General features: G+C 70.7%; 18 protein-coding genes. 6 read left to right on the top strand and 12 right to left on the bottom strand.

Annotated features, from left to right (window positions below):
• Window positions 1-126: 126 nt before the first annotated feature.
• Window positions 127-1,881, bottom strand: a complete 1,755-nt coding sequence (locus QDS12_RS11220) for a BCCT family transporter (protein ID WP_279879071.1) — start codon at window positions 1,879-1,881, stop codon at window positions 127-129.
• A gap of 314 nt (window positions 1,882-2,195) precedes the next feature.
• On the opposite strand from QDS12_RS11220, the gene QDS12_RS11225 reads away from it, so the two are divergent.
• A complete protein-coding gene (locus QDS12_RS11225) occupies window positions 2,196-4,091 on the top strand; it encodes an ATP-dependent DNA helicase (RefSeq protein ID WP_279880424.1) in 1,896 nt (631 codons plus the stop codon).
• Here QDS12_RS11225 and QDS12_RS11230 read toward each other — a convergent pair.
• The 3 genes from QDS12_RS11230 to lexA all read right to left on the bottom strand — a co-directional run bounded on the left by QDS12_RS11230 (window position 4,072) and on the right by lexA (window position 7,520).
• Window positions 4,072-5,793, bottom strand: a complete 1,722-nt coding sequence (locus tag QDS12_RS11230; RefSeq protein ID WP_279879072.1) for an MXAN_6640 family putative metalloprotease — start codon at window positions 5,791-5,793, stop codon at window positions 4,072-4,074. The two genes, QDS12_RS11225 and QDS12_RS11230, sit on opposite strands and share 20 nt — an antisense overlap.
• Window positions 5,711-6,568, bottom strand: coding sequence for a phosphatase PAP2 family protein (locus QDS12_RS11235; protein WP_279879073.1), 858 nt, complete (start codon window positions 6,566-6,568; stop codon window positions 5,711-5,713). The genes QDS12_RS11230 and QDS12_RS11235 overlap by 83 nt, the downstream gene beginning before the upstream one ends.
• Window positions 6,569-6,764: 196 nt before the next feature.
• Complete coding sequence (gene lexA / locus QDS12_RS11240) at window positions 6,765-7,520, bottom strand: transcriptional repressor LexA (RefSeq protein ID WP_279879074.1); 756 nt, start codon at window positions 7,518-7,520, stop codon at window positions 6,765-6,767.
• A 228-nt stretch (window positions 7,521-7,748) separates the two neighbouring features.
• Between lexA and QDS12_RS11245 the strand changes: the two genes are divergently transcribed.
• Window positions 7,749-8,108: a LysM peptidoglycan-binding domain-containing protein gene (locus QDS12_RS11245; RefSeq protein ID WP_279879075.1), complete on the top strand. Its 360-nt coding sequence runs from the start codon at window positions 7,749-7,751 to the stop codon at window positions 8,106-8,108.
• Between the two features lie 163 nt (window positions 8,109-8,271).
• On the opposite strand, the gene QDS12_RS11250 is transcribed toward QDS12_RS11245, so the two are convergent.
• The 6 genes from QDS12_RS11250 to QDS12_RS11275 are packed head-to-tail and all read right to left on the bottom strand — an operon-like array spanning window position 8,272 to window position 13,809.
• The gene (locus QDS12_RS11250; protein WP_279879076.1) at window positions 8,272-9,822 is read right to left on the bottom strand and encodes a SpoIIE family protein phosphatase; all 1,551 of its coding nucleotides are present in this window, start codon (window positions 9,820-9,822) and stop codon (window positions 8,272-8,274) included.
• Window positions 9,819-11,135: a sensor histidine kinase gene (locus QDS12_RS11255; RefSeq protein WP_279879077.1), complete on the bottom strand. Its 1,317-nt coding sequence runs from the start codon at window positions 11,133-11,135 to the stop codon at window positions 9,819-9,821. The genes QDS12_RS11250 and QDS12_RS11255 overlap by 4 nt, the downstream gene beginning before the upstream one ends.
• A complete protein-coding gene (locus QDS12_RS11260; RefSeq protein WP_279879078.1) occupies window positions 11,132-12,151 on the bottom strand; it encodes a SpoIIE family protein phosphatase in 1,020 nt (339 codons plus the stop codon). The genes QDS12_RS11255 and QDS12_RS11260 overlap by 4 nt, the downstream gene beginning before the upstream one ends.
• A gap of 2 nt (window positions 12,152-12,153) precedes the next feature.
• Window positions 12,154-12,576: an anti-sigma regulatory factor gene (locus QDS12_RS11265; RefSeq protein WP_279879079.1), complete on the bottom strand. Its 423-nt coding sequence runs from the start codon at window positions 12,574-12,576 to the stop codon at window positions 12,154-12,156.
• Window positions 12,557-12,955, bottom strand: a complete 399-nt coding sequence (locus tag QDS12_RS11270; protein WP_279879080.1) for an STAS domain-containing protein — start codon at window positions 12,953-12,955, stop codon at window positions 12,557-12,559. Before QDS12_RS11270 ends, QDS12_RS11265 begins: the two co-directional genes overlap by 20 nt.
• Window positions 12,955-13,809, bottom strand: a complete 855-nt coding sequence (locus QDS12_RS11275) for an STAS domain-containing protein (protein ID WP_279879081.1) — start codon at window positions 13,807-13,809, stop codon at window positions 12,955-12,957. Before QDS12_RS11275 ends, QDS12_RS11270 begins: the two co-directional genes overlap by 1 nt.
• A 208-nt stretch (window positions 13,810-14,017) precedes the next feature.
• On the opposite strand from QDS12_RS11275, the gene QDS12_RS11280 reads away from it, so the two are divergent.
• Window positions 14,018-14,842: a sigma-70 family RNA polymerase sigma factor gene (locus QDS12_RS11280; RefSeq protein WP_279879082.1), complete on the top strand. Its 825-nt coding sequence runs from the start codon at window positions 14,018-14,020 to the stop codon at window positions 14,840-14,842.
• Between the two features lie 77 nt (window positions 14,843-14,919).
• Here the strand turns inward: QDS12_RS11280 and QDS12_RS11285 are convergent, their stop codons facing one another.
• Both QDS12_RS11285 and QDS12_RS11290 read right to left on the bottom strand, forming a co-directional pair.
• Window positions 14,920-15,669, bottom strand: coding sequence for a tail fiber protein (locus QDS12_RS11285; protein WP_279879083.1), 750 nt, complete (start codon window positions 15,667-15,669; stop codon window positions 14,920-14,922).
• Window positions 15,670-15,738: 69 nt separating this feature from the next.
• Window positions 15,739-16,095, bottom strand: a complete 357-nt coding sequence (locus tag QDS12_RS11290; protein WP_279879084.1) for a hypothetical protein — start codon at window positions 16,093-16,095, stop codon at window positions 15,739-15,741.
• A gap of 370 nt (window positions 16,096-16,465) precedes the next feature.
• Between QDS12_RS11290 and nrdR the strand changes: the two genes are divergently transcribed.
• The 3 genes from nrdR to QDS12_RS11305 all read left to right on the top strand — a co-directional run bounded on the left by nrdR (window position 16,466) and on the right by QDS12_RS11305 (window position 21,849).
• Window positions 16,466-16,984 (top strand): transcriptional regulator NrdR, encoded by a 519-nt coding sequence (gene nrdR, locus QDS12_RS11295; RefSeq protein WP_279879085.1) that lies wholly within the window; start codon window positions 16,466-16,468, stop codon window positions 16,982-16,984.
• Window positions 16,985-17,163: 179 nt separating this feature from the next.
• The gene (locus QDS12_RS11300) at window positions 17,164-20,049 is read left to right on the top strand and encodes a vitamin B12-dependent ribonucleotide reductase (RefSeq protein ID WP_279879086.1); all 2,886 of its coding nucleotides are present in this window, start codon (window positions 17,164-17,166) and stop codon (window positions 20,047-20,049) included.
• Between the two features lie 396 nt (window positions 20,050-20,445).
• Window positions 20,446-21,849, top strand: coding sequence for a BTAD domain-containing putative transcriptional regulator (locus QDS12_RS11305; protein WP_279879087.1), 1,404 nt, complete (start codon window positions 20,446-20,448; stop codon window positions 21,847-21,849).

Raw genomic sequence — 21,849 nt, forward strand, 5'->3', positions numbered from 1 at the left:
GAGAGCCCGGCCGCGGTGACGGGCGCGCCACAGTGTCACGGTGACAGTCCGCGGGTGGAGTGACACCTCTGACCTGTCACTCCCACCGCCAGCTGTCACCGTGACACTTTGGGATCGGCCCTCGGGTCAGCGCGGCGCGGCCTCGAGGTCGTCGTCGGGCTGCTCGGCGTCGGGATCGGCGGCCTCGACAGCGAGGACGAAGTCGTCGCCGTGCTCGGTGACACCGGCGATGACGGCCTGCTGGACGACCTCGCGGCCGTACTCGCGGCGGACGATCAACGGGTCGGAGCGCAGGTCCTTCACCAGCGCGACGGCCAGGCCGACCATCACCACGACGAACGGCAGCGCGGCGACGATGGTGATCGACTGCAGCCCGTTGAGCGCGTCCTCGCCGCCGACGAGCAGCATGACCGCGGCGACGGCGCCCGTCGCGACGCCCCAGAACACGACGGTCGCGCGGGTGGGCTCCTGGGTGCCGCGCTCCGAGAGCGTGCCCATCACGATCGAGGCGGCGTCGGCGCCCGACACGAAGAAGATCCCGACCAGCACCATCACGAGCACCGAGGCGACCTTCGCCATCGGGAAGGAGTCGAGGGTGGTGAACAGCTGCGACTCGATGCCGCCGGCGCCGGCGATGTCGGTGCCCGACTTCTGCAGGTCGAGGGCGGCGCCGCCGAGGATGCAGAACCAGATGACGCTGACCAGGCTCGGCACGAGCAGGACGCCGGTGACGAACTGGCGGATGGTGCGCCCGCGCGAGATGCGGGCGATGAACATACCGACGAACGGCGTCCACGACAGCCACCAGGCCCAGTAGAAGACGGTCCAGCCGGCGAGCCAGTCCTGGGTGTCCTTGCCCTCGGCACCGGTCCGCGCCGCCATCATCGGCAGGTCCTGGATGTAGCTGCCGATCGAGGTCGGCACGAGGTTGAGCATGAAGACCGTGGGGCCGAGGACGAACAGGAACACGGCGAGTACGACGGCCAGCACCATGTTGATGTTGGACAGCCACTGGATGCCCTTGGCGACTCCCGAGACGGCGGAGAGCACGAACGCCACGGTGAGGACGCTGATGATCCCGACGATCACCGCGTTGCCGGTCGACCCGACGCCCGCGACGATGTGCAGGCCGCTGCGGATCTGCAGCGCGCCCAGGCCGAGCGACGCGGCCGAGCCGAACAGGGTCGCGAAGATCGCCAGGATGTCGATGACCTTGCCCCAGCTGCCGTTGGCGTGGCGGCCGAGCAGCGGCTCGAAGGCCGCCGAGATCAGCTGCAGACGACCCTTGCGGTAGACGCCGTAGGCGATGGCCAGGCCGACGACGGCGTAGATGGCCCACGGGTGGAGGGTCCAGTGGAAGAGCGTGGTCGCCATCGCGTGCTGGACGGCCTCGGCGTTGCCCGCGTCGCCGGTGCCCGGCGGCGGGGTGACCAGGTGGCTGACCGGCTCGCTGACGCCGTAGAACATCAGCCCGATGCCCATGCCGGCGCTGAACATCATCGCCACCCACGAGGAGGTGCGGAACTCGGGCTCCTCGTCGTCACGACCGAGCTTGATGTCGCCGAAGCGGCTCGCGGCCAGCCAGATCACGAACACCACGAACCCGCTCGCGGTCAGGACGAAGAGCCAGCCGGCATCGCCCATCACCCACGACAGGGCGCTGGACGAGGCGTCCGCCAGCGAGCCGGTGCTCACGAAGCCCCACACCAGGAAGGCGACGGCGAGCAGCGCCGTCACGCCGAAGACGACCTTGTCCAGCCCCTCGCGCTGGGAGCGCGGTGGGGTCGGGACGTCGAGGGCGGGGTGCGGCACGACGTCCGACGCGGGCGTGGTGAGCGCGTCGACGACGTGATGTGTGCGGTCGTGTTGCTGGGTTGTCATGCATTCCTCTTCAGTTGTCCGAGCCTGAAACGGGCCATCTACGTTTTCAAAGGTGCGGGCGGCGATCCAAACCCAGGAGTAACCGGAACGACGGAGTGCGCCGCTCTCGAGGCAGTCAGTGCAGGTCAGCGAGCCGTTGTGACGGTCGCCACCGTGACCGGTCCGGGCCGCGCTGTGGAGTCGCGGGGCCGGTTGTCGGGGGCCGCGGTTAGGGTTCTCCGGTGTCCTCCGACCAGTCCCCGCAGCACGTGCGCGAGCTGCTGGCGGCCGCGGTCGAGACGCTGGGCGGCTCCGAGCGGGCCGGGCAGATCGAGATGGCCGAGGCGGTCGGTCGGGCGCTCGCCGAGGAGGAGCACCTGCTCGTCCAGGCCGGCACCGGCACCGGCAAGTCGCTGGCCTACCTCGTGCCCAGCCTGCTCCACGACCAGCGGGTCGTGGTCGCCACCGCGACGCTGGCGCTGCAGCACCAGCTCGTGGAGCGCGACATCCCGCGGCTGGTCGAGGCGGTCAAGGGCAGGGGGCTCGACACGAGCTTCGCGGTCCTCAAGGGCCGCTCCAACTACGCCTGCCTGCACCGCATCCGCGAGGGCGTGCCCGACGACCAGGGCATGCTGCAGATGGACGTCCCGATGGGCGACATGGCCACGAAGGTGCTCGAGCTGCGCGCGTGGGCCGAGAAGCAGGCCGAGGACGAGGGCACCGGCGAGCGCGACTTCGCGCCGCGGCACAACGACCGGGAGTGGCGTCAGGTCAGCGTCACCCACCGCGACTGCCTCGGTGCCGCGAAGTGCCCGTTCGGCCAGGAGTGCTTCGCCGAGCGCGCCCGCGAGAAGGCCCAGCGCAGCCACCTGATCGTCACCAACCACTCGCTGCTCGCGATCGACGCGATCGAGGGCATCCCGATGATCCCCGACTACGACGCCGTGGTGATCGACGAGGCCCACGAGCTGGTCGCCCGGGTGACCCAGGCGGCGACCGACGAGCTCAACTCGTTCGACGTCGAGCGGGCCGCCCGCCGGAGCCGGCGCTACGTCGAGGGTGACGAGGCAGAGGACCTCGCCGACGCCGCCGATGCGCTGCGAGTCGCGATGATCGACGCCAGCCCCGGGCGCTTCGAGGCGCTGCCGGTCGACCTCCACGACGCCCTGGTGCTGGTCCGCGACGCGGCGAGGTCGACCCTGTCGGCGTACCCGAAGAAGCAGGGGGACGACGCCGATGCCGGCTTCCAGCAGGCGAAGGGGACGGTCCAGGACGTCTTCCAGATCGCCGAGCGGATGGCCGCCAACACCGAGCACGACGTCCTCTGGATGAGCGAGGGCGGCGACCGGGCGCCGAGCCGGCTGCACGTCGCGCCCCTGCAGGTGTGGGGTCCGATGCGCGACAAGCTGCTGACGGAGAAGACGGTCGTCTTCACCAGCGCGACCCTGCGGCTGGGCGGCGAGTTCGACAGCGTCGCCGGCAGCCTCGGGCTCAAGCCGGGGGAGCGGGTGTCGGCGAGCTCGACCAGCGACCTCGAGCGGACCGAGGACGTCCTGCCGTGGCTCGGCGTCGACGTCGGCAGCCCGTTCGACTACGGCAAGCAAGGCATCCTCTACGTGGCACGGCACCTCCCGCCGCCGGGCCGCGACGGGCTCGGCCCGGCCCAGCTCGACGAGATCGTGGAGCTGGTCGACGCGGCCGACGGTCGTGCCCTCGGCCTCTTCTCGAGCCGCCGCGCGGCCGAGGCGGCGGCCGAGGTCGTCCGCGAGCGGCTGCCTCACCTGACGACGCTCGCGCAAGGCGACGCCCAGCTGCCGGAGCTCGCCGCGCAGTTCGTCAACGACCCGCACACCGTGCTCTTCGGCACGCTCAGCCTCTGGCAGGGACTCGACGTGCCCGGTGACACCTGTCAGCTGGTGCTCATCGACCGGATCCCGTTCCCGCGTCCCGACGACCCGCTGATGAGCGCCCGCCAGCGCGCCGCCGACAAGGCTGGCGGCAACGGCTTCATGCAGGTCGCGGCGACGCACGCCGCGCTGCTGCTCGCGCAGGGCGCCGGCCGCCTGATCCGTACGACGACCGACCGTGGTGTCGTCGCTGTGCTGGACCCGCGGCTGGCCACCGCGCGCTACGGACGTTTCCTGATGGCGAGCCTGCCGCCGATGTGGCCGACCAGCGACCCCAGCACCGTGCGGCAGGCCCTGAAGAGGCTCAGCTCACCTTCGCGCTGAGCGTCTCCTTGACGCCGTCCTTCGCCGGGATGCCCGAGCACGAGTAGGCCGTGTTGACCCAGCAGCGCGAGAAGGCGTGGTTGGCGTTGACGAGCACGAGCTCGACCCGGGCGACGGTCCGCGAGCTGAACGGCAGCCGCACCTTCCCGTTGCCCTTGCGGCCGAGGTGCACGATCTTCGTGGTGATCGGGCCGCTCTTGGCGTAGACCAGCGCGACGGCGTACGAGCCGGACCGCTTGTCGGCCATGTTGACCGACAGGGTCAGCCGGTGGCGCTTGGCCGGGAGTGCGCGGGGCACGAAGCGGGTGGTCGCCGAGGCCAGGTGGTCGATCCGGTACGTCGCCGAGGCGGTGCGCTTGCCCGGCTTGAGCCGGATCGTCTTGCGCGGCCGCGCGATCGGGTAGAGCCGCTGGGTGCCCTCGTCGGAGTAGGCGCTGGCCGGGTGCCGGTTGGCGGCGGCGTACTGGGCGAACAGCCGGTTGAAGTCGGCGCCCTTCTCGCGGAGGGCGGCGGCGATCGCCTGGACCGAGTAGAGGTCCGGGCCGGTCACGGAGTCGGCGTACTGCCACATCCGCCGCACGAGGGTGGGCAGCTCACCGGTGCGTCCGGGGAGCCGCTGGGTCAGGTAGGCGAAGTAGATCCAGTCGCCGTACTGCAGCGTCCCGCCGGCGCCGAAGAAGGTGTCGAGCGAGATGCCCGGGTGACGCAGCTGGCTGCCGCGGAGGTACTGCAGGTTGTCGTTGATCGAGTCGTAGACCTGGTCCTCGGCCCACGTCGCCGTCGCCTCCATGAACCAGCGGTCCTCGAAGTAGTCGTAGGCGAACTGGACGGCATGGAAGTACTCGTGCGCCGCCGTGACCTCGAGGTCCTGCTGCCAGCTGCGACCGGTCGGGAACTGGCTGGCCTTGAAGTCGTTGTCGAGCACGCAGAAGGCCGGCAGGTCGGATCGGCGCTGAGGGTTCGGCGGCGGGAAGTCCGGGTGCAGCTTGCCGTCGCTGCCGCGCGAGGCGTCGATCGTGCAGTAGCCGTACTTGCCCTCCGAGCCGACGTCGGCGAGGTAGACGTCCGTCTTGTTCAGCGCGTCGGGCGTCGATCCCCCGCGGGTGCCGTCGGCACGGGGGTAGCGGTAGCCGGCGTCGTGGTAGACGCCGGAGACGTGGACGAGGGTGGCGAGCACGGTGGCGGCGTAGGAGTCGCTCGCGACGTCGGCGCCGGTGTAGCTGGTCGACGAGATCCAGTGCACGCAGATGTTGGCCTCGCACTTGATGCTGTACTGGCCGTTGCCCCACGGACGCTTGTAGACGTCGAAGTCGACCGCACCCTGCTGGTTCTTCGACAGCGACCCCATCCGCAGCGACAGGTCGCGGAGCGCCATCGTGGCGTCCTTGCTCCCGCCGGAGGTGATCAGCTCGCGGGCCTGGCTGCGCGACATCGGACCGAAGAGGTCCTGGACCTCCTCGAGCGACTGCGCCGCCTCGTCCCGGGAGGCGGGCACCGACAGGGCGCCGTCGGCCAGACCGTCGGCTGCGTGACCGGACGCGTCACCGGATGCATCGGCCGTGCCGTCGGCACCGGGGACGACCTGACCGACCGTCGGGGACGGGTGGGGTGTCGGGTCCTCAGCTGCTCGCGCCGGGCTCAGCAGCCCGAGGCAGAGCCCCGTCAGCAGCAGGAAGGACGGGGCGGAGCGGCGCAGGCGCATGTGTTCTCCGAGACGCGGGGGAAGCAGGACGAGTCTCGACTATAGGCGTGAACGGCGCGACGGCGACACATCCCACCAGCACCACGATCCAGCCGACGATGACGTCGAACATCCAGTGGTTGCCCGTTCCGATGATCACGACGGCCGTGAGCGCCGCGTGCGTCCACCCCAACGTGCGCAGGACGCGGTTGCGCGTGACCTCGTGGATCGCGATCGCCACCCACAGCGACCAGCCCGCATGGAGGGACGGGAACGCGGCGAGCTCGTTGGTGAACTGACCCAGCCCCCGCGGGGCCGACGCGTCGGCACCCCACCAGCCTTGCGAGGCGTGCAGGTTGAGCACGTCGACGAAGCCGCCGACGAAGCGGGGAGGAGCGGTCGGCAGCATGAGGTAGAGGCCGAGTGCCAGCACGGTGGCGACCAGGAGCGCCCGGCGCAGCGTGACGTACTGCGAGCGGTGGGAGAGGTAGACCCACAACAGCACGGCGGGCGTGACGATGTAGTGGGCGGCCGAGTACCAGTAGGACCCGAAGAGGCCGAGGCCGTCGTGGTCGACGAAGAACCGGTTGATCGGCCCTTCCCAGTCGAGGCGGACGTACCGCTCGAGCTTCACGATCTCCCGCGCGCGGTGCATCGCCGACGACATGTCGTCGGAGGCCAGCAGCCGGGACAACGTGTAGGACGTCCAGAGGGCGAAGATCAGGAAGATCTCGAGAAGGCCGGCGAAAATGCCAGAACGACGCGCATGGAGCGCCCTCAGGCCTCGCCAGTCCATCCGATTCCCCCCTTTGGGTGTACGCAAAGGAATCCGAGATTTCCCGTCAGCGTAACGGAGCCGATGCTGCGGTTTCTTCCCGATTAACCCCTAGATCAGGGAGGGATCAGGGGTATCCCTTGATACGTGCTTCCGACCACATGACACCGCGGCCCTGTCTGGTGTGACGGGGCCGCGGTGGCGGATCGGGGGATGGTCAGAGACTGCGGAGCACCGCGGTGACCTTGCCGAGGATGGTGGCGTGGGTGCCGTCGATCGGCTCGTACGCCGGGTTGTGCGGCAGCAGCCAGACCTGACCGTCCTTCTTCTTGTAGGTCTTGACCGTCGCCTCGCCGTCGATCATCGCGGCCACGATCTCGCCGTTCTCGGCGGTCGGCTGCTGGCGGACGACGACGTAGTCGCCGCTGCAGATCGCCGCGTCGATCATCGAGTCACCGGAGACCTCGAGCAGGTAGAGCGCGCCGTCTCCGACGAGCTCCTTCGGCAGCGGGAAGACCGCCTCCGTGTGCTGCTCGGCGAGGATCGGCCCGCCGGCGGCGATCCGGCCGATGAGCGGGACGTACTGCGCGGTCGGGGCGGTGTCGCCGATGTCGGTCTCGTCGAACGCGCTCTCCTCCGCGGCGCCGATCGACTTGCGGGCCGCGAGCACCTCCGGCAGGAAGACCTCGAGGGCGCGCGGCCGATGGGGGTCGCGCTTGAGGAAGCCCTTCTCCTCGAGCACCTTCAGCTGGTGGGCGACACTGCTGGTGCTGGTGAGACCGACCGCCGCGCCGATCTCGCGCATGCTCGGCGGGTAGCCGCGCTGCTCGATGCAGTCCTTGAGGTGGGCGAGGATCCGCTGCTGACGGGGTGTGAGACCCGTCGCGTCGGGCGGGCCGTCCGGCAACTCGCTCACCGGGCGCCCCGACGCGCCGGCCTGCCTGGTGCCCCGGCGGGGGCTCTGGGTGCTCATGAGCCCACGGTAGACCCTCGGCGCGCTGGACTTCAAACATCTGTTCGAACCGCGTGTCTCGAAAAAATGTTCGAATCAGTCCTTGAATCTGTTCGAACACCTGCTCTAGTCTCGCTCATGTGTTCGATCGAACAGGTGATCGATCAACGCCGTCGACGAGGAGTGTCGGTGGCCGCCGATAGACATCTTCCGACGACGACGAAAGCCCTACTTCCCCAGGAGCTGACCATGAGCACGATGACCCTCACCCCGACCGCGATCCAGGAGCGCCCGGCCGCCCGCCGGCCGGCGGCCCGACGTTCGACGGTGCGGCTGACCCGGCGCGGACGCGCGGTGGTCTTCCTCGTGGGTCTCGCCATCGCGCTGGTCGCCGGCTTCGTGCTGGCCAACGGCTCCACCGCCACCGAACGGCCCGAGTCGACGACCGTCATCCAGGTGGGGCCGGGCGAGACGCTGTGGGACATCGCGCAGACCGTCGCGGTCCAGGGTCACACCGCTGACATGGTGGAGCACATCAAGGACCTCAACGGCCTCTCCGGCGGCGCTCTGCAGGCCGGCCAGGAGCTGCGCGTCCCGCTCTCGCGCTGAGCGCGTCCAGACCACCCGCGGTGCACCGCGGGCACAACTGAATAGGTGACCTCTGCCGGCTGCCTCGACCCCAGCCGGTGGGATCAACGGGGAACCCTGTCTTATGCAGGGGAGGGGCGGAGCCGCTGGGAAGACGGCTCCGCCCCTCGACCATCTGTCGGCCTCAGCCGGTGATGTCGACGACCAGGATGGCGACGTCGTCGTCGCTCGCCCCGCCGAGCGTGGCGAGCTCTTGAGCGAGGCCCTCCGCGGTCAGGCGAAGGCCGGCTCGCACCGCGTCGGAGAGGCGTTCCAGGCCGTCCCCGAGCGCCTCACCGCGGCGTTCCACCAGCCCGTCCGTGACCAGCACCAGCCGGTCGTCGGGCTCCAGGCCGATCGTCCGCGGCTCGTGCTCCATCCCGATGCCCAGCAAGGTCCCGGGCGTCTCCACGTACGTCGTCTCGCCGGCCCGGCACAGCAGGATCGGGAGATGCCCGGCGCTGACGATCTCGAGGCTCCGTCGGTCGGCGGCGACCTTCGCGATGCAGGCGGTCGCGATCAGCTCGGCGTCGTTGCGCTCCAACAGGGTGTCGACACGGTCGAGCACGTCGGCCGGGGCGTGGCCGTCGTACGCGTAGGCACGCAAGGAGTAGCGCAGCTCCGCCATCACGACGGCGGCCTCCAGGGAGTGCCCCTGCACATCGCCGATGACGAGCAGGCAGTCGTCGTCGACGGTGAACGCGTCGAAGAAGTCGCCGCCGACCTCGGCGTGACGTTGGGAGGCGCGATATCGCGCGGCGATGCTCAGGCCCGGCGGCTGGGGCAGGACCGCTGGCAGGAGGCTGCGCTGCAGCAGCATCGCGGTCTGGTGCTCGCGCTCGAGCGCGAGCAGGTTGTCGGCGGCGACCGACGTGAGCTGGGCGAGCCGCTCGACGAGTCCGCGCACGGTGTCGGTCAGGTTCGCGGACGGCACCGCGATGAAGCCCAACGGCGCGGTAGCGCCCACTACCGGCCACAGCGCCCACTCGTCGCCGGCCGCGACGGGCAGGACCTCTGACCACGGCTGCTCCGAGGAGTGTGCGACCGGCCGCTCGGCGGCCTCGACGAGCGCCTTCGCGCGGGCTTCGTCGATCACGACGCTCGACGCCTCGGCGCCACCGGAAGGCGCCGCCGCCCACAGGGCGGCGGCATCGTGACGGACGAGGATCGCGGCGGTGTCGTCGGTCACCTCGGCGGCCGCCCGCGCAGCCGCCTCGACCAACCGCGGCATCGTCGTCGCGAGGTGGAGTCGTACGGCGGCCCGGTTGAGCCGCCCGGTCCGGGTGGCCAGGTCCTCGGCATTGCGGCGTGCGCCCGAGGAGCGCAGCAGGGCCCGCACCGTGGACAGCATCTCCTCCGGCTCGATCGGGTCGACGAGGTAGGCGTCGCCGCCCCGGTCGAGCCCCGCGACCCGGTCGTGGGTCTCGATGGCGACCGCGGAGATGTGGATGACCGGGACGGAGGAGGTCTGCGGGTCGGACTTGATCCTGTGCGCGATGTCGAGGCCGCTGCCGTCCGGCAGGTGCACGTCGAGGACGGCGAGGTCGACGGGCTGCTCGCGCAGGACCTCGAGGGCCTCGGCGACGGAGTCGGTCTGGATGACGGTGTAGCCGGCGCGGCGCAGCCAGCTGGTGATCACGTAGCGCTTCGCCGGGGTGTCGTCGCAGACGAGGACGCGCGGCACTCCGTCGCTCATGCGATCGCCGCCGCGGCCGGGGGCTGGACGGGCAGGAGCAGGGTGAACGTGCTGCCCACCCCGGGCGTGCTCTCGACCTCGATCGACCCGCCGAGCGCGCGGGCCACGCGCTGGGCGAACGGGAGGCCCAGCCCGGTCCCCTTGGCGCTGGTGTGGAGCGGGGTGCGGACCTGGTAGAACTCCTCGAAGATCCGAGCCAGGTCGGCGTCCTCGATGCCCACGCCGGAGTCGTGGACGGACACGGCGACCAGCTCGCCCTGGCGCGACGCGGCCACCTCGACGGTGCCTTGCGCGGTGAACTTGGCGGCGTTGCTGAGCAGGTTGCGCAGCACGTGCCGGAGCATGTCGCCGTCGGTGGTCACCGTGAGCGCGTCGCCGATGACCAGGCGCACTCCCGGTCGTAGCAACGACTCCGTCGGCCCGCGCAGCTCCTCGAACAGGGCCACCAGGTCGACGGGCGCGGGGTCCGGCCGGAGCGCCCCGGCCTCGGCCCGGGAGAGGTCGAGCAGCTCGTTGACGAGCCGCAGCAGGTCGCTCGCGCTCGCCCGGATGAACTCGATCTGCTCGAGCTGCTCCGCGCTGAGCGGTGCGCCCGACGGATCGGTGAGCAACCGGGTGAGTCCGAGCACCGAGTTGGCGGGCGTGCGCAGCTCGTGGCTGATGCTGCGCAGGAACCTGCTCTTGGCCTCGCTGGCCTCGCGCAGCTGCTCGTTCTTGTCCTCGATCTCGGCGTAGAGCGCGACCACGCCCTGGTTCGTGCGGTCCAGCTCCGCCGACAGCTCGTGGTAGAGCGCCATCACCCCGCGGTTGGTCTCCTCGAGCTCGTTGTTGACGACCTCGAGCTCGGCCTTCTGCCGGCGCACCTCGTCGAGCGCGGTGATGAGCTCGTGGTTCTGCTCGCGCAGCTCATCGGTGGGCGTGGAGGGGGCGTGCGCGCGGATCCGGTGCCGCAGCGAGCTGACGATGCTCGGAGTGAGCGGGACCGGGCGCGGCAGTCGCTTCAGCAGCGTGATGCGTCCGTCGCCGGTGACGAGCTCATCGACGAGCCGGCCGACCGGGCCGGCCACGCCGCACAGGTCGCGCGCGGAGTGCGTGTCGAGATCCAGCAGCAGCTCGCCGCGCCCGAGGCGGACCGTGAGGTGCCCGCCGTCGCGCGTCACGACCTCGCGGCCCAGCTCGGAGACGGCGGTCGCGACCCGGATCGCGTCCAGGCGGTCGAGGCCGAGCTCCTCGGCGCAGACGCGGGCCACCTGCCGCGCGGCGAACACGTCGTCCTCGCCGGAGAGCACCAGGACCGTCAGCGTCTCGCTCACGGAGCGGTCCTCACCGCGAGCACGCTGGCATCGTCGCGGCGTACGCCGGCCTCGCGCAGGACGGCGGCGACCAGCACGCCCGGACCGTGGTCGAGGGCGCCGGGCATGGAGTCGATGGACCACTTCTCCGAGATGCCGTCGCTGTGCAGCACCAGCATGCGGGTCCCGTCGAGGGTCTCGACCTGTTCCCGGACCCGCGGCATCCGGTGGCCCACGATGCCCGGCTGGGCCGCGAGCGTCCGGTTCCGCTCGCCACCCAGGAGACGGCCGGCCACGTTGCCGACGGACGCGTGCACGATCCGACCCGCCTCCGCCTCCAGCCGTACGACGGCCACGGCCGCGCCGCGGGTCGAGCCGAGGGCTCGGTTGATCTCGGTGAGCAGCGTCCCCGGTGCGGTCGACGCGGACGACTGGAAAACCTCGACGGCTCGTGTCGAGGCCGCGGCGGCCAGGGGACCGTGTCCCAGGCCGTCGGCGAGCAGCACGAGCCGTCCGTCGGGCAGGTCGCGGAAAGCGACCGAGTCCCCGCACGGGCCAGTGCCGCCGAGCGGCCGGGTCAGCGAGGCCACGTCGATCGCGCCCCCGTCGGACGAGCCGGCGAACTGCGCCTCGGCGATCGTCCCGACCGCGGGGACCGAGTAGAGCGCCAGGTGGGTGGCCAGCCGCCGGGCGGCGCCCAGCCCGATGCCGAGCGTCCCCGAGGTCGAGACGCCGTCGGCGACGAGGGCTTCGATGTCGCGGCTGCCCGGGCCGGAGTCGATCGCGACGACCCGCAGCAGCGCGGCCGGTCCCTGGCCGACGACGCCGATCGCCAGGTCACCGCCACGCGCGTGCTTCACGACGTTGCTGGCGAGCTCGCTCACGACGATCTGCGCCTCGCCGGTCCGCGCCTCGCTGAAGCCGAGCCGCTGGGCGAGGGTGGCCACCTCGCGACGCGCGCGCGGGATCGCCGAGACGTCGTCGAGGGCGAACCAGAGGTCGCCGACGGACCCGCCGGGGGCGAGGTCGGCAGGCATGGTCAGCGCTTCCACTTGACGATGCGGACCCGCGTGCCCCGCCCGGGAGCCGAGTCGACCTCGAAGTCCTCCACGAGCCGCTTGGCGCCCGAGAGCCCGAGCCCGAGTCCCGAGCCGCTGGTCCAGCCGTCGGTGAGGGCGAGGTCGAGGTCCGGGATCCCCGGGCCGTCGTCGATGAACTCGACCTCCACGCCCTGGCGCCCGCCCTCGGACACGATCGAGGCGCGGAGCTCGCCGCCGCCGCCGTAGACAAGGGTGTTGCGGGCCAGCTCGCTGGTCGCGGTGACGAGCTTGGTCTGGTCGACCAGGCTCAGCTTCGCCGAGACGGCCAGGTCACGGACGGCCTGACGGCCGCGGACCACGTCGCCGTCGTTGACGATCGCGAGGGTGAGGGTCGCCTCGGACTCACTCGTGGGCGAGGTCATCGACTTCCACATCCGAGCCCGCCTTCCCGAGCGCGGAGGAGAGCAGGGCCAGGCCGCGGTCGACGTCCAATGCAGTCCGTACGCCGTCGAGCGTGAGGCCCAGCTCGACGAGGGTGATCGCGACGGCCGGCTGCATGCCGACGACGACCGTCTCGGCGTCGAGGACGCGGGAGACGGCGGCGGTCGTCGAGATCATCCGGCCGATGAAGCTGTCGACGATCTCCAGCGCCGAGATGTCGATGAGGACGCCCTTGGCGCCGGTCTCGACGATCTTGCTGCTGAGGTCGTCCTGGAGTGCCAGCGCGGTCTGGTCCTGGAGGTCGATCTGGATGGAGACGAGCAGGACGTCGCCGATCCGCAGGATCGGGATACGGTCCATCAGCGGCTCTTCACGACGTCGAGGCCCGAGCGGCGCATCGCGAGGAGGATCGCGTCGGCCAGGCTCGCCTTGGTGTGGATGTCGCCGAACTCGATGCCGAGCGCGACGACGGTCTGGGCGATCTGCGGCCGGATGCCGGAGATGATGCACTCGGCGCCGAGCAGCCGCGCGGCCTGGACCGTCTTGAGCAGGTGCTGGGCGACCTGCGTGTCGACGGCGGGTACGCCGGTGATGTCGATGATCGCGTGCTCGGAGCCGGTGTCGACCAGCGTCTGGAGGAGCGCCTCCATGACGACCTGGGTGCGGGCGGAGTCGAGCGTGCCGACCAGCGGGAGCGCGACGATGCCGTCCCACAGCTTCACGACCGGCGTCGACAGCTCGAGCAGCGCCTCGGCCTGCTCGGCGATGACGGCCTCGCGGGTCGTCGCGTAGGTCTCGAGCATGAACATGCCGAGGTCGTCGACGATGCGAGAGAGCCGGGCGAACGCGCGGTAGCCGGGCAGATCACCGTGCGCCTCGAGGATCTCCAGGACGGCGTCCTTCAGGGCGTAGACGCCCACGGCCGTCTCGGTCGGGGAGAACCCCTGGCGGGCACGCGTGCGGCTCAGCTCGGTGAGCAGGCTGCGCAGGTCGGCGTACGCGGCGCTGCGGATGTCGATCTGGTCGCCGGTGTCGGCGCGGACGAGCGCGCTGTAGATCTCGTCGACGTCGCGGCCCATCTCGGCCGGGGTCATCCGGCCGCCGAGGTTGGCCGCTGCCGTCTGCGTCCACTTCTCGAGTACTTCCTCCCTGTTCGTGCGGAGGAGGGAGCCCCAGCTCTGCTCGGTGGGGTCGGGGGAGTGGAGGTCGTCCATGTGTTGCCTTCCTCGGCGGGGCCTGCCGCTGGTCATGGCAGGTCCGCGCATCCTGACAGAGCGAAGCGGTAGCGGGGCTCTTACCCCCCTCGATTCAGTCTGCTATCCACCCCTAGGGGTGAGGGAGAGACCCGAATCCCTCACCCCCGGGGGCCATTTCGAGTTCGCGGAGGTTCCGGGTCGTGACGGCGGGGGGAAGGTCAGGAACATGACCGCCAACCCCACATGGCACGGTCTCCGTGAGGAGCTTCCGCGTGAACAGCGTCAGCGTGAGACCCACCGCCTGATCGCCGCAGCCAAGGACGTCGACGGACCCGAGCGCGAGAACCTTCTCGCCGAGGTCGTCCTCGTCAACACCGGTGTCGCCCGGTCACTGGCCCGCCGCTACGCGCGTCGCGGCGTCCCGCTCGAGGATCTCGAGCAGGTCGCCTACACGGCACTGGTGCGCGCGGCCCACAAGTTCGACCCGGACGTGGCCGACGACTTCCTGACCTTCGCGGTCCCGACGATCCGCGGCGAGCTCAAGCGGTGGTTCCGCGACCACGGCTGGATGGTGCGCCCGCCGCGCTCCCTGCAGGAGCTCCAGGCAGCGGCGATGCAGGTGCGCGACGAGGCGTCCGCCCAGGGCGACGAGCTGCGCTCGGCGCAGATCGCCAACGTGCTCGGCGTGACCGAGCGCGAGGTCGACGAGGCGCTCGCGATCCGTGGCTGCTTCACGCCCACGTCGCTGGACGCGCCGACCGAGACGGTCGAGGAGGGCGCGAGCCTGGCCGACCTGCTGCCGACGTACGACGACGACCTGGCCGCCATCGAGGTGCGCCTCATGCTCGAGCAGGCGCTGGCGAACCTGACACCGCGTGAGCGGCTGATCGTCCGGCTCCGCTTCAACGAGGAGATGAGCCAGAAGGAGATCGGCGAGGTCATCGGCGTCACCCAGATGCAGGTCTCGCGACTGCTCAGCAAGGTGCTGCGTCGGCTGCGCGAGCTGCTCGAGGACGACCCGATGGCGCGCGGGGAGAGCTGGACGCTCTAGAGACGGTTCAAGGGGACAGAACCGAAGACGACGGTGCGGCGCGGGCTCCGGCCACGTGCCGCATCGTCGTCCTGTCCTCAGCTGCGTGAGGGGTAGACGCCCTCCATGCAGATGACGTAGGTGAGGCCGTTGGGCGCCGCCTGCCGCAGGTCCGGCAGCTGGAAGGTCGTCTGCCCGTTGCCGCCGTAGTACGTCCCCAGCACCGAGAACAGCGCGGTGTACTGGGCGATCGGCAGGATCTGGCCCGCGGCTGGGACACCCGAGGAGACGACGCCCGCGGTCAGCCACACATCCCCGATGGTGCAGTCGGCTCCGCGCCCGGCGGCGGCCCACGAGGTGTTGGCTCCCAGGAGAGAGGCGCCGGGCCCGGGCGTGCCCTGCAAGCCGGTCGCGCCCACCGGTCCCGGCGGGCCGGCAACCCCCTGCGGCCCCTGGGCGCCCGTGTCGCCCTTGGCGCCGGCAGGACCGGTGGCGCCGGTTGCTCCGGTTGCTCCGGTGTCGCCCTTGGCTCCGGCCGGGCCGGTGGCGCCGGTTGCTCCGGTGTCGCCCTTGGCTCCGGCCGGACCGGTGGCGCCGGTCGCCCCCTTCGCGCCCGTGGCTCCGGTCGCACCGCGCGGCCCCTGGGTGCCCACCGAGATCTTGTGGCTGCCCTGGGGACAGGTGGAGCCCCGGTGGGCGCCGACGACGACGTTCTTCTTCGTCACGCAGACGCTGACGGCCGACGGGCTGCCGGCACCGGAGGCCAGCGCGGCGCCGTACCCGAGGCCGACGAGGACGAGTGCGCCGGCCACGACGGCGACGACGCGGTGGCGAAGGACGTTGGTCACGGGGTCGATACAACCGGCCATCACCCCAGGTGGGACATGGCCGGACCGGGTGGTTCCCGGCAAAATGTCTCAGCGCAGGGCGCGCTTGCCGCCGCCCGACCGTGGCGTCGGCGTGGGGCTCGGGTCGCGCCCGAGGGTGCGGACCAGCCGGGTGACGAGTATCAGCCCCACGAACAGGCAGGCGACGGCGCCGAGGGCGGCCAGCCCGAGGAACCACCAGGCGCGGCCGTCGCCGCCGCGGGCGTCGGAGCCGAAGTCGATCGCCGCCCAGACGAGGTAACCCCAGGCGACGAGGGCGACGGTGATGCCGAGTGCGTAGCCGAGAACGGCGGGTCGACGTCGGCGGGGCGGTGGGGCGCTCCTCCGTGACCCTGCCCTCTTGCCGGCCGTGACAGGCGGCCGGCCGACCCCCTCCTGCTCCGTCACGCCGACCATTGTCACCCCTCCGTCGCCTCCTCCGGACCTGAACGCGCCGGATCAGTGCATCGCACACGTGAGCCGCGTCGCAGACCGGGTGGCGGTAGGCGACTATCGGCCGGCGACACGGCCGGCTGAGGAGAAGGCCCGAAAACTCCTGTCCCACCGGTCACAACCGCAACACGCCCGCGCGACACGCCGAGCGGCTTGACACGTCTTGCGATGGCCGGGCTAGGGTTCCACTACATCTAGTAGTTACAGGCATGTAGTTCTCCACATCTAGTGCACAGAACGAGTGCCGACACTGCACAACCGGAGCCGGGTTACCCACACCGTCTCCACAGATCCGTCCCCAGGGACGCGCGAGAGGAGGACCCTGATGCACTGCCCTTACTGCCGGCACACCGACACCAAGGTCCTCGACTCGCGAGTCGCCGAGGACGGCGGCTCGATCCGCCGCCGGCGCCAGTGCCAGGGCTGCGACAAGCGCTTCACCACGGTGGAGCTCATGCAGCTGACGGTGCTGAAGCGCTCGGGCGCGACCGAGCCGTTCACGCGCGACAAGGCGATCGCCGGCGCCCGGAAGGCCTGCAAGGGCCGCCCGGTCACCGAGGACCAGCTGCAGTGCCTCGGCCAGGAGGTCGAGGACGCACTGCGGGCGAGCGGGTACGCAGAGGTGCCCGCCCACGAGGTCGGCATGGCCATCCTGGGGCCGCTCAAGCGGCTCGACGAGGTCGCCTACCTGCGGTTCGCGAGCGTCTACCGGCAGTTCGAGAGCGCCGACGACTTCGAGGACGAGATCGCGATGCTGCGCAGCGAGCGTGCTGTGTTCCGGCAGAGCGACGACGGGTCCGAGATCCCGGCTGCCGAGCTGCTCACCTCAGCCCCACCGGGCTGACCACGTACGGCCCGGGCAGGTTGTGGGGAAGCGACCTGCCCGGGCTTCCAACAGCGGCATACCGGGGGCTGCCGCGGTGTTGTAACTGAACGGGGAAATCCGTGCGTACAGCACTGTCGGTGGTCCCCGGGAGACTTCCCATCAGAGATCACGACAACGTCACGAGACGGGACTGAGGAATGACCGAGACGGTGAGCGGCACGACCCGGAAGGGTGCGGCCGGGGCGGGGCTCCACATCGAGCGGGTGTTCAGCACCGAAGGTGTGCACCCTTACGACGAGATCGCCTGGGAGCGACGCGACGTCGTCCAGACCAACTGGAAGACCGGTGAGACCGTCTTCGAGCAGCGGGGCGTCGAGTTCCCCGACTTCTGGTCGGTGAACGCGTCCACGATCGTCACGACCAAGTACTTCCGTGGCGCCGTCGGGACCGACGTACGCGAGTGGAGCCTCAAGCAGCTCATCGACCGCGTCGTGAAGAAGTACGTCGCGAGCGGCGTGGAGAACGGCTACTTCGCCACCACGACCGACGCCGAGACCTTCGAGCACGAGCTCACCTGGCTGCTCGTGCACCAGTACTTCTCGTTCAACAGCCCCGTCTGGTTCAACGTCGGCACCGAGGCGCCCCAGCAGGTCTCCGCCTGCTTCATCCTCTCGGTCGACGACTCGATGGACTCGATCCTCAACTGGTACAAGGAGGAGGGCTTCATCTTCAAGGGCGGCTCCGGTGCCGGCCTCAACCTCTCCCGCATCCGCTCCTCCAAGGAGCTGCTCTCCTCCGGCGGCACCGCCTCGGGCCCCGTCTCCTTCATGCGCGGTGCCGACGCCTCGGCCGGCACGATCAAGTCCGGTGGCGCCACCCGTCGCGCCGCCAAGATGGTCGTGCTCGACGTCGACCACCCCGACATCGAGGAGTTCGTGCAGACGAAGGCGCGCGAGGAGGACAAGATCCGCGCCCTCCGTGACGCCGGCTTCGACATGGACCTGGGTGGCGCCGACATCCACTCGGTGCAGTACCAGAACGCCAACAACTCGGTTCGCGTCTCCGACGAGTTCATGCGCGCCGTCGAGGACGGCAAGAAGTTCGGCCTGCGCGCCCGCATGACCGGTGAGGTCATCGAAGAGGTCGACGCCCGCGAGCTGTTCCGCAAGATCGCCGTCGCCGCGTGGGAGTGCGCCGACCCGGGCCTGCAGTACGACGACACGATCAACGACTGGCACACCAACCCGGAGACGGGCCGCATCACCGGCTCCAACCCGTGCTCGGAGTACATGTCGCTCGACAACTCCTCCTGCAACCTGGCCTCGCTCAACCTGCTGAAGTTCCTCAACGAGGACAACACCTTCGACGTCGTCCGCTTCCAGCAGGCCTGCGAGCTCGTCTTCACCGCGATGGACATCTCCATCTGCTTTGCCGACTTCCCGACCGAGAAGATCGGCCAGACGACGCGCGACTACCGCCAGCTCGGCATCGGCTACGCCAACCTCGGCGCGCTGCTGATGGCGCTCGGCCTCGGCTACGACACCGAGGGCGGCCGCACCCTGGCCGCCGGCATCACCTCGCTGATGACCGGTGCGGGCTACAAGCGCTCCGCCGAGCTCGCCGGCGTCGTCGGCCCCTACGCCGGCTATGCCCGCAACGCCGAGGCGCACCAGCGCGTCATGCGCAAGCACCGCGCGGCGTCCGACGAGATCCGCTCGGTCAACGCGGTCGACGCCCCGGTCATCAAGGCCGCGGCGAAGGCGTGGACCGACGTCGTCGAGACCGGCAAGCTCAACGGCTTCCGCAACGCGCAGGCCTCGCTGCTCGCGCCGACCGGCACCATCGGCTTCATGATGGACTGCGACACCACCGGCATCGAGCCCGACTTCTCCCTGGTGAAGTTCAAGAAGCTCGTCGGCGGCGGTTCGATGCAGATCGTCAACCTGACCATCCCGCGTGCGCTCAAGAAGCTCGGCTACCAGCCGGAGCAGATCGAGGCGATCGTCGACTACATCGCCGAGAACGGCCACGTCGTCGACGCGCCCGGCCTCAAGCCGGAGCACTACGAGGTCTTCGACACCGCCATGGGTAAGCGCGCCCTGGCGCCGATGGGCCACGTGCGGATGATGGCGGCGGTCCAGCCGTTCCTGTCCGGCGCGATCTCCAAGACCGTCAACCTGCCGGAGACGGCCACGGTCGAGGAGATCGAGGACGTCTACATGGAGTCGTGGAAGCTCGGCCTCAAGGCCACCGCGATCTACCGCGACAACTGTAAGGTCGGCCAGCCGCTCTCCGACGCCAAGGCCGAGGTCAAGACCGACGCCGCCTCCGCGACCGAGGTCGTCGAGAAGGTCGTCGAGAAGGTCGTCTACGCCCCGACCCGCAAGCGCCTGCCGAAGTCCCGCGTCTCGCGCACCACCTCCTTCACGGTCGGTGGCGCCGAGGGCTACATGACCTCCGGTGCTCACGAGGACGGCTCGCTCGGCGAGATCTTCCTCAAGCTCGGCAAGCAGGGCTCGACCCTGGCCGGCGTCATGGACGCCTTCTCGATCGCGGTGTCGATCGGCCTGCAGTACGGCGTCCCGCTTGAGACCTACGTCTCGAAGTTCACCAACCTGCGCTTCGAGCCGGCCGGTCTGACCGACGACCCCGACGTGCGGATGAGCCAGTCGATCATGGACTACATCTTCCGACGCCTGGCGCTCGACTACCTGCCGTTCGACCAGCGCTCCGCCCTCGGCATCTACACCGCCGACGAGCGCCAGCGCTACCTCGAGACCGGCTCCTACGAGCCCCTCGAGGAGACCGGCTCGGCGGCCGAGCTCATCGCCTCCCCCGAGCACACCATCGAGGCCGAGGTCGTCGAGGAGACCGTCGTCGAGGACGCGACGGGTGTCGAGGACGTCACCGGCGCCGAGGACGCTCCGGCCGCCAAGACCGCCCACACCACCGCCGAGCTCCTCGAGCTCATCAGCGGCACCGCGGTCGACAGCCCGCTCTGCTTCACGTGCGGTACGAAGATGCGCCCCGCCGGGTCGTGCTACGTCTGCGAGGGCTGCGGCAGCACCAGCGGCTGCAGCTGATCAGTCACTGATCGCCCCTCTGTGGAGCGCCACGGTCACCAGGTGACCGTGGCGCTCCTCAGCTTTCGGGCCGAGTAGGCCGCTACACCTCGAGAGGTTCGCGGGTCGTGCCCAATGTCGGGTATGGCCGACCGGCGTTCCAGCAGCCCTCCGCCCCGCGTTGCCAAGATCGTTGGTGCCGTTGTGGCGGACTGTGGCGCCGCGCATCGTGACGCCACCACGAGGTCATCAAGGTCTCGGGAGGCAGAGGTGACTCAGCACAGCAGAGCCCGGGTGCGGTGCAGCCTGCGTCTGCTGGGTGGGTGGCAGCTGACCGCCGGTGGAGAGCACATCGTTCTGAGCGATCGCCAACAGCGAGTCACCGCCGTGCTCGGCCTCACCGGACGAAGCAGCCGGGTGCGCGTCGCCGGCCTCCTCTGGCCCGACAGCTCGGACGACCGGGCGCTGATGAGCCTGGATCGTGCCGTTCTCGAGACAGAGAGGCACTGTCCCGAGCTGCTGCGGGCCGACCACCTCGGCGTCTGGCTGGATCCTGACGTCGAGGTCGACGTGGACGAGCTCAGGCGTACCGCGGCGGCGACCGAGGACGCGCTGGCCGAAGGCTCGGCCGGGGCACTGCTGGGCCGGCTGGTGGGGGAGCCCCTCCTTCCCGACTGGTACGACGAGTGGGTGCTGCCCGAGCGCGAGCGCCTCGAGCGGCTGCGGGCCCGAGCGTTGGCGCGGGTCGCTCGATACGCGCTCGAGGCCGGTGACCTGGCGCTCGGTGTCGATGCGGCGAGCGCCGCCACCCACGCCGATCCACTCCTCGAGTCGGCGGCTGAGCTCGCGATCCGTGCCCATCTCGGACGTGGTGACCCCGGCAGTGCCCTGCTCGAGTTCGACCGCCACTGCGACGCCGTCAGGGAGGAGTTCGGCGTCCTGCCGTCGAGCGCCGTCCTCGAGCTGATCGAGTCCGCCTTCGCGGAGTCGCGGACCGCAGCGGATCGCCCGGGAGGGGAGAACCCGGAGTTCGCCGCTCTCGTCGATCCTGAACTCCCGACGTCGGACCTCCCGGAGGCGGAGACCGCGGGTCGACCGGGTGAGCCGGTCGGGTCCACCGGTGGTCGGGGCCGGGCCAAGACCGTGCGGCTCCTGGGTGCGGTCGCGTTGCTGCTGGCCGCCTCGCTCACCGTGCTCACCGTGCTCGCCGTCAGCCTCACGCCCGGTGACGGCGACAACGGTGCCGACGACGGTGCGGGTCGCGACACCGGTGCGTCGGCGACACCGGTGCACCCGCAGACGAAGGTGCTTCCAGCCGCCCACGTGTCCCGCAAGAGCACGATGCTGGTCCGCGTCGTCGGTGCCGCCGGCGGCCGTGCCGCCTTCCTGGTCCGGACGGCGACGCGGCCGGCGCTGGTCCGTCTCGAGCTTCGCGGGGACGACGGCAGGACGATCGTGCGCAGGGTGTGGGTGCGCAGCTCCGAAGGCCGCCCCCTGACGCTGGGCGGTCTCCGACCGGGGACCTACCTCTGGCGGGCGACCTCGCCGGTCGCGTCCACGGTGCGTGGACGGCTCCGCGTGCCCAGCCCGCCTGTCGCCGTACCCGTGGACGCTCGCGCGGGCACCACCATCGAGGCTGCCGGATCACCGTCTGGCGCCCGGTCGGCCCCCGCGACCCCGGTGTCGACCGTGTCCACCACCCCTGCGGCGCCGGCCCCACCGTCCAGCGGCGGCAGCTCGCAGCCGCATCCCAGCTCACGACCTCACCCCGCCGGCCAGCCGAAGGACCCCGGCACCCGTCCGCCGCCACCCGTCGGCTGA

The sequence above is a fragment of the Nocardioides sp. CER19 genome (genome assembly GCF_029846275.1).
GTDB lineage: Bacteria > Actinomycetota > Actinomycetes > Propionibacteriales > Nocardioidaceae > Nocardioides.

Excerpts from the sequence above, each read along its gene's own strand:
- QDS12_RS11220 (WP_279879071.1), bottom strand. The coding sequence starts at position 1,881 with ATGACAACCCAGCAACACGACCGCACACATCACGTCGTCGACGCGCTC.
- QDS12_RS11225 (WP_279880424.1), top strand. The coding sequence starts at position 2,196 with ATGGCCGAGGCGGTCGGTCGGGCGCTCGCCGAGGAGGAGCACCTGCTC.
- QDS12_RS11230 (WP_279879072.1), bottom strand. The coding sequence starts at position 5,793 with ATGCGCCTGCGCCGCTCCGCCCCGTCCTTCCTGCTGCTGACGGGGCTC.
- QDS12_RS11235 (WP_279879073.1), bottom strand. The coding sequence starts at position 6,568 with ATGGACTGGCGAGGCCTGAGGGCGCTCCATGCGCGTCGTTCTGGCATT.
- lexA (WP_279879074.1), bottom strand. The coding sequence starts at position 7,520 with ATGAGCACCCAGAGCCCCCGCCGGGGCACCAGGCAGGCCGGCGCGTCG.
- QDS12_RS11245 (WP_279879075.1), top strand. The coding sequence starts at position 7,749 with ATGAGCACGATGACCCTCACCCCGACCGCGATCCAGGAGCGCCCGGCC.
- QDS12_RS11250 (WP_279879076.1), bottom strand. The coding sequence starts at position 9,822 with ATGAGCGACGGAGTGCCGCGCGTCCTCGTCTGCGACGACACCCCGGCG.
- QDS12_RS11260 (WP_279879078.1), bottom strand. The coding sequence starts at position 12,151 with ATGCCTGCCGACCTCGCCCCCGGCGGGTCCGTCGGCGACCTCTGGTTC.
- QDS12_RS11265 (WP_279879079.1), bottom strand. The coding sequence starts at position 12,576 with ATGACCTCGCCCACGAGTGAGTCCGAGGCGACCCTCACCCTCGCGATC.
- QDS12_RS11270 (WP_279879080.1), bottom strand. The coding sequence starts at position 12,955 with ATGGACCGTATCCCGATCCTGCGGATCGGCGACGTCCTGCTCGTCTCC.
- QDS12_RS11275 (WP_279879081.1), bottom strand. The coding sequence starts at position 13,809 with ATGGACGACCTCCACTCCCCCGACCCCACCGAGCAGAGCTGGGGCTCC.
- QDS12_RS11280 (WP_279879082.1), top strand. The coding sequence starts at position 14,018 with ATGACCGCCAACCCCACATGGCACGGTCTCCGTGAGGAGCTTCCGCGT.
- nrdR (WP_279879085.1), top strand. The coding sequence starts at position 16,466 with ATGCACTGCCCTTACTGCCGGCACACCGACACCAAGGTCCTCGACTCG.
- QDS12_RS11300 (WP_279879086.1), top strand. The coding sequence starts at position 17,164 with ATGACCGAGACGGTGAGCGGCACGACCCGGAAGGGTGCGGCCGGGGCG.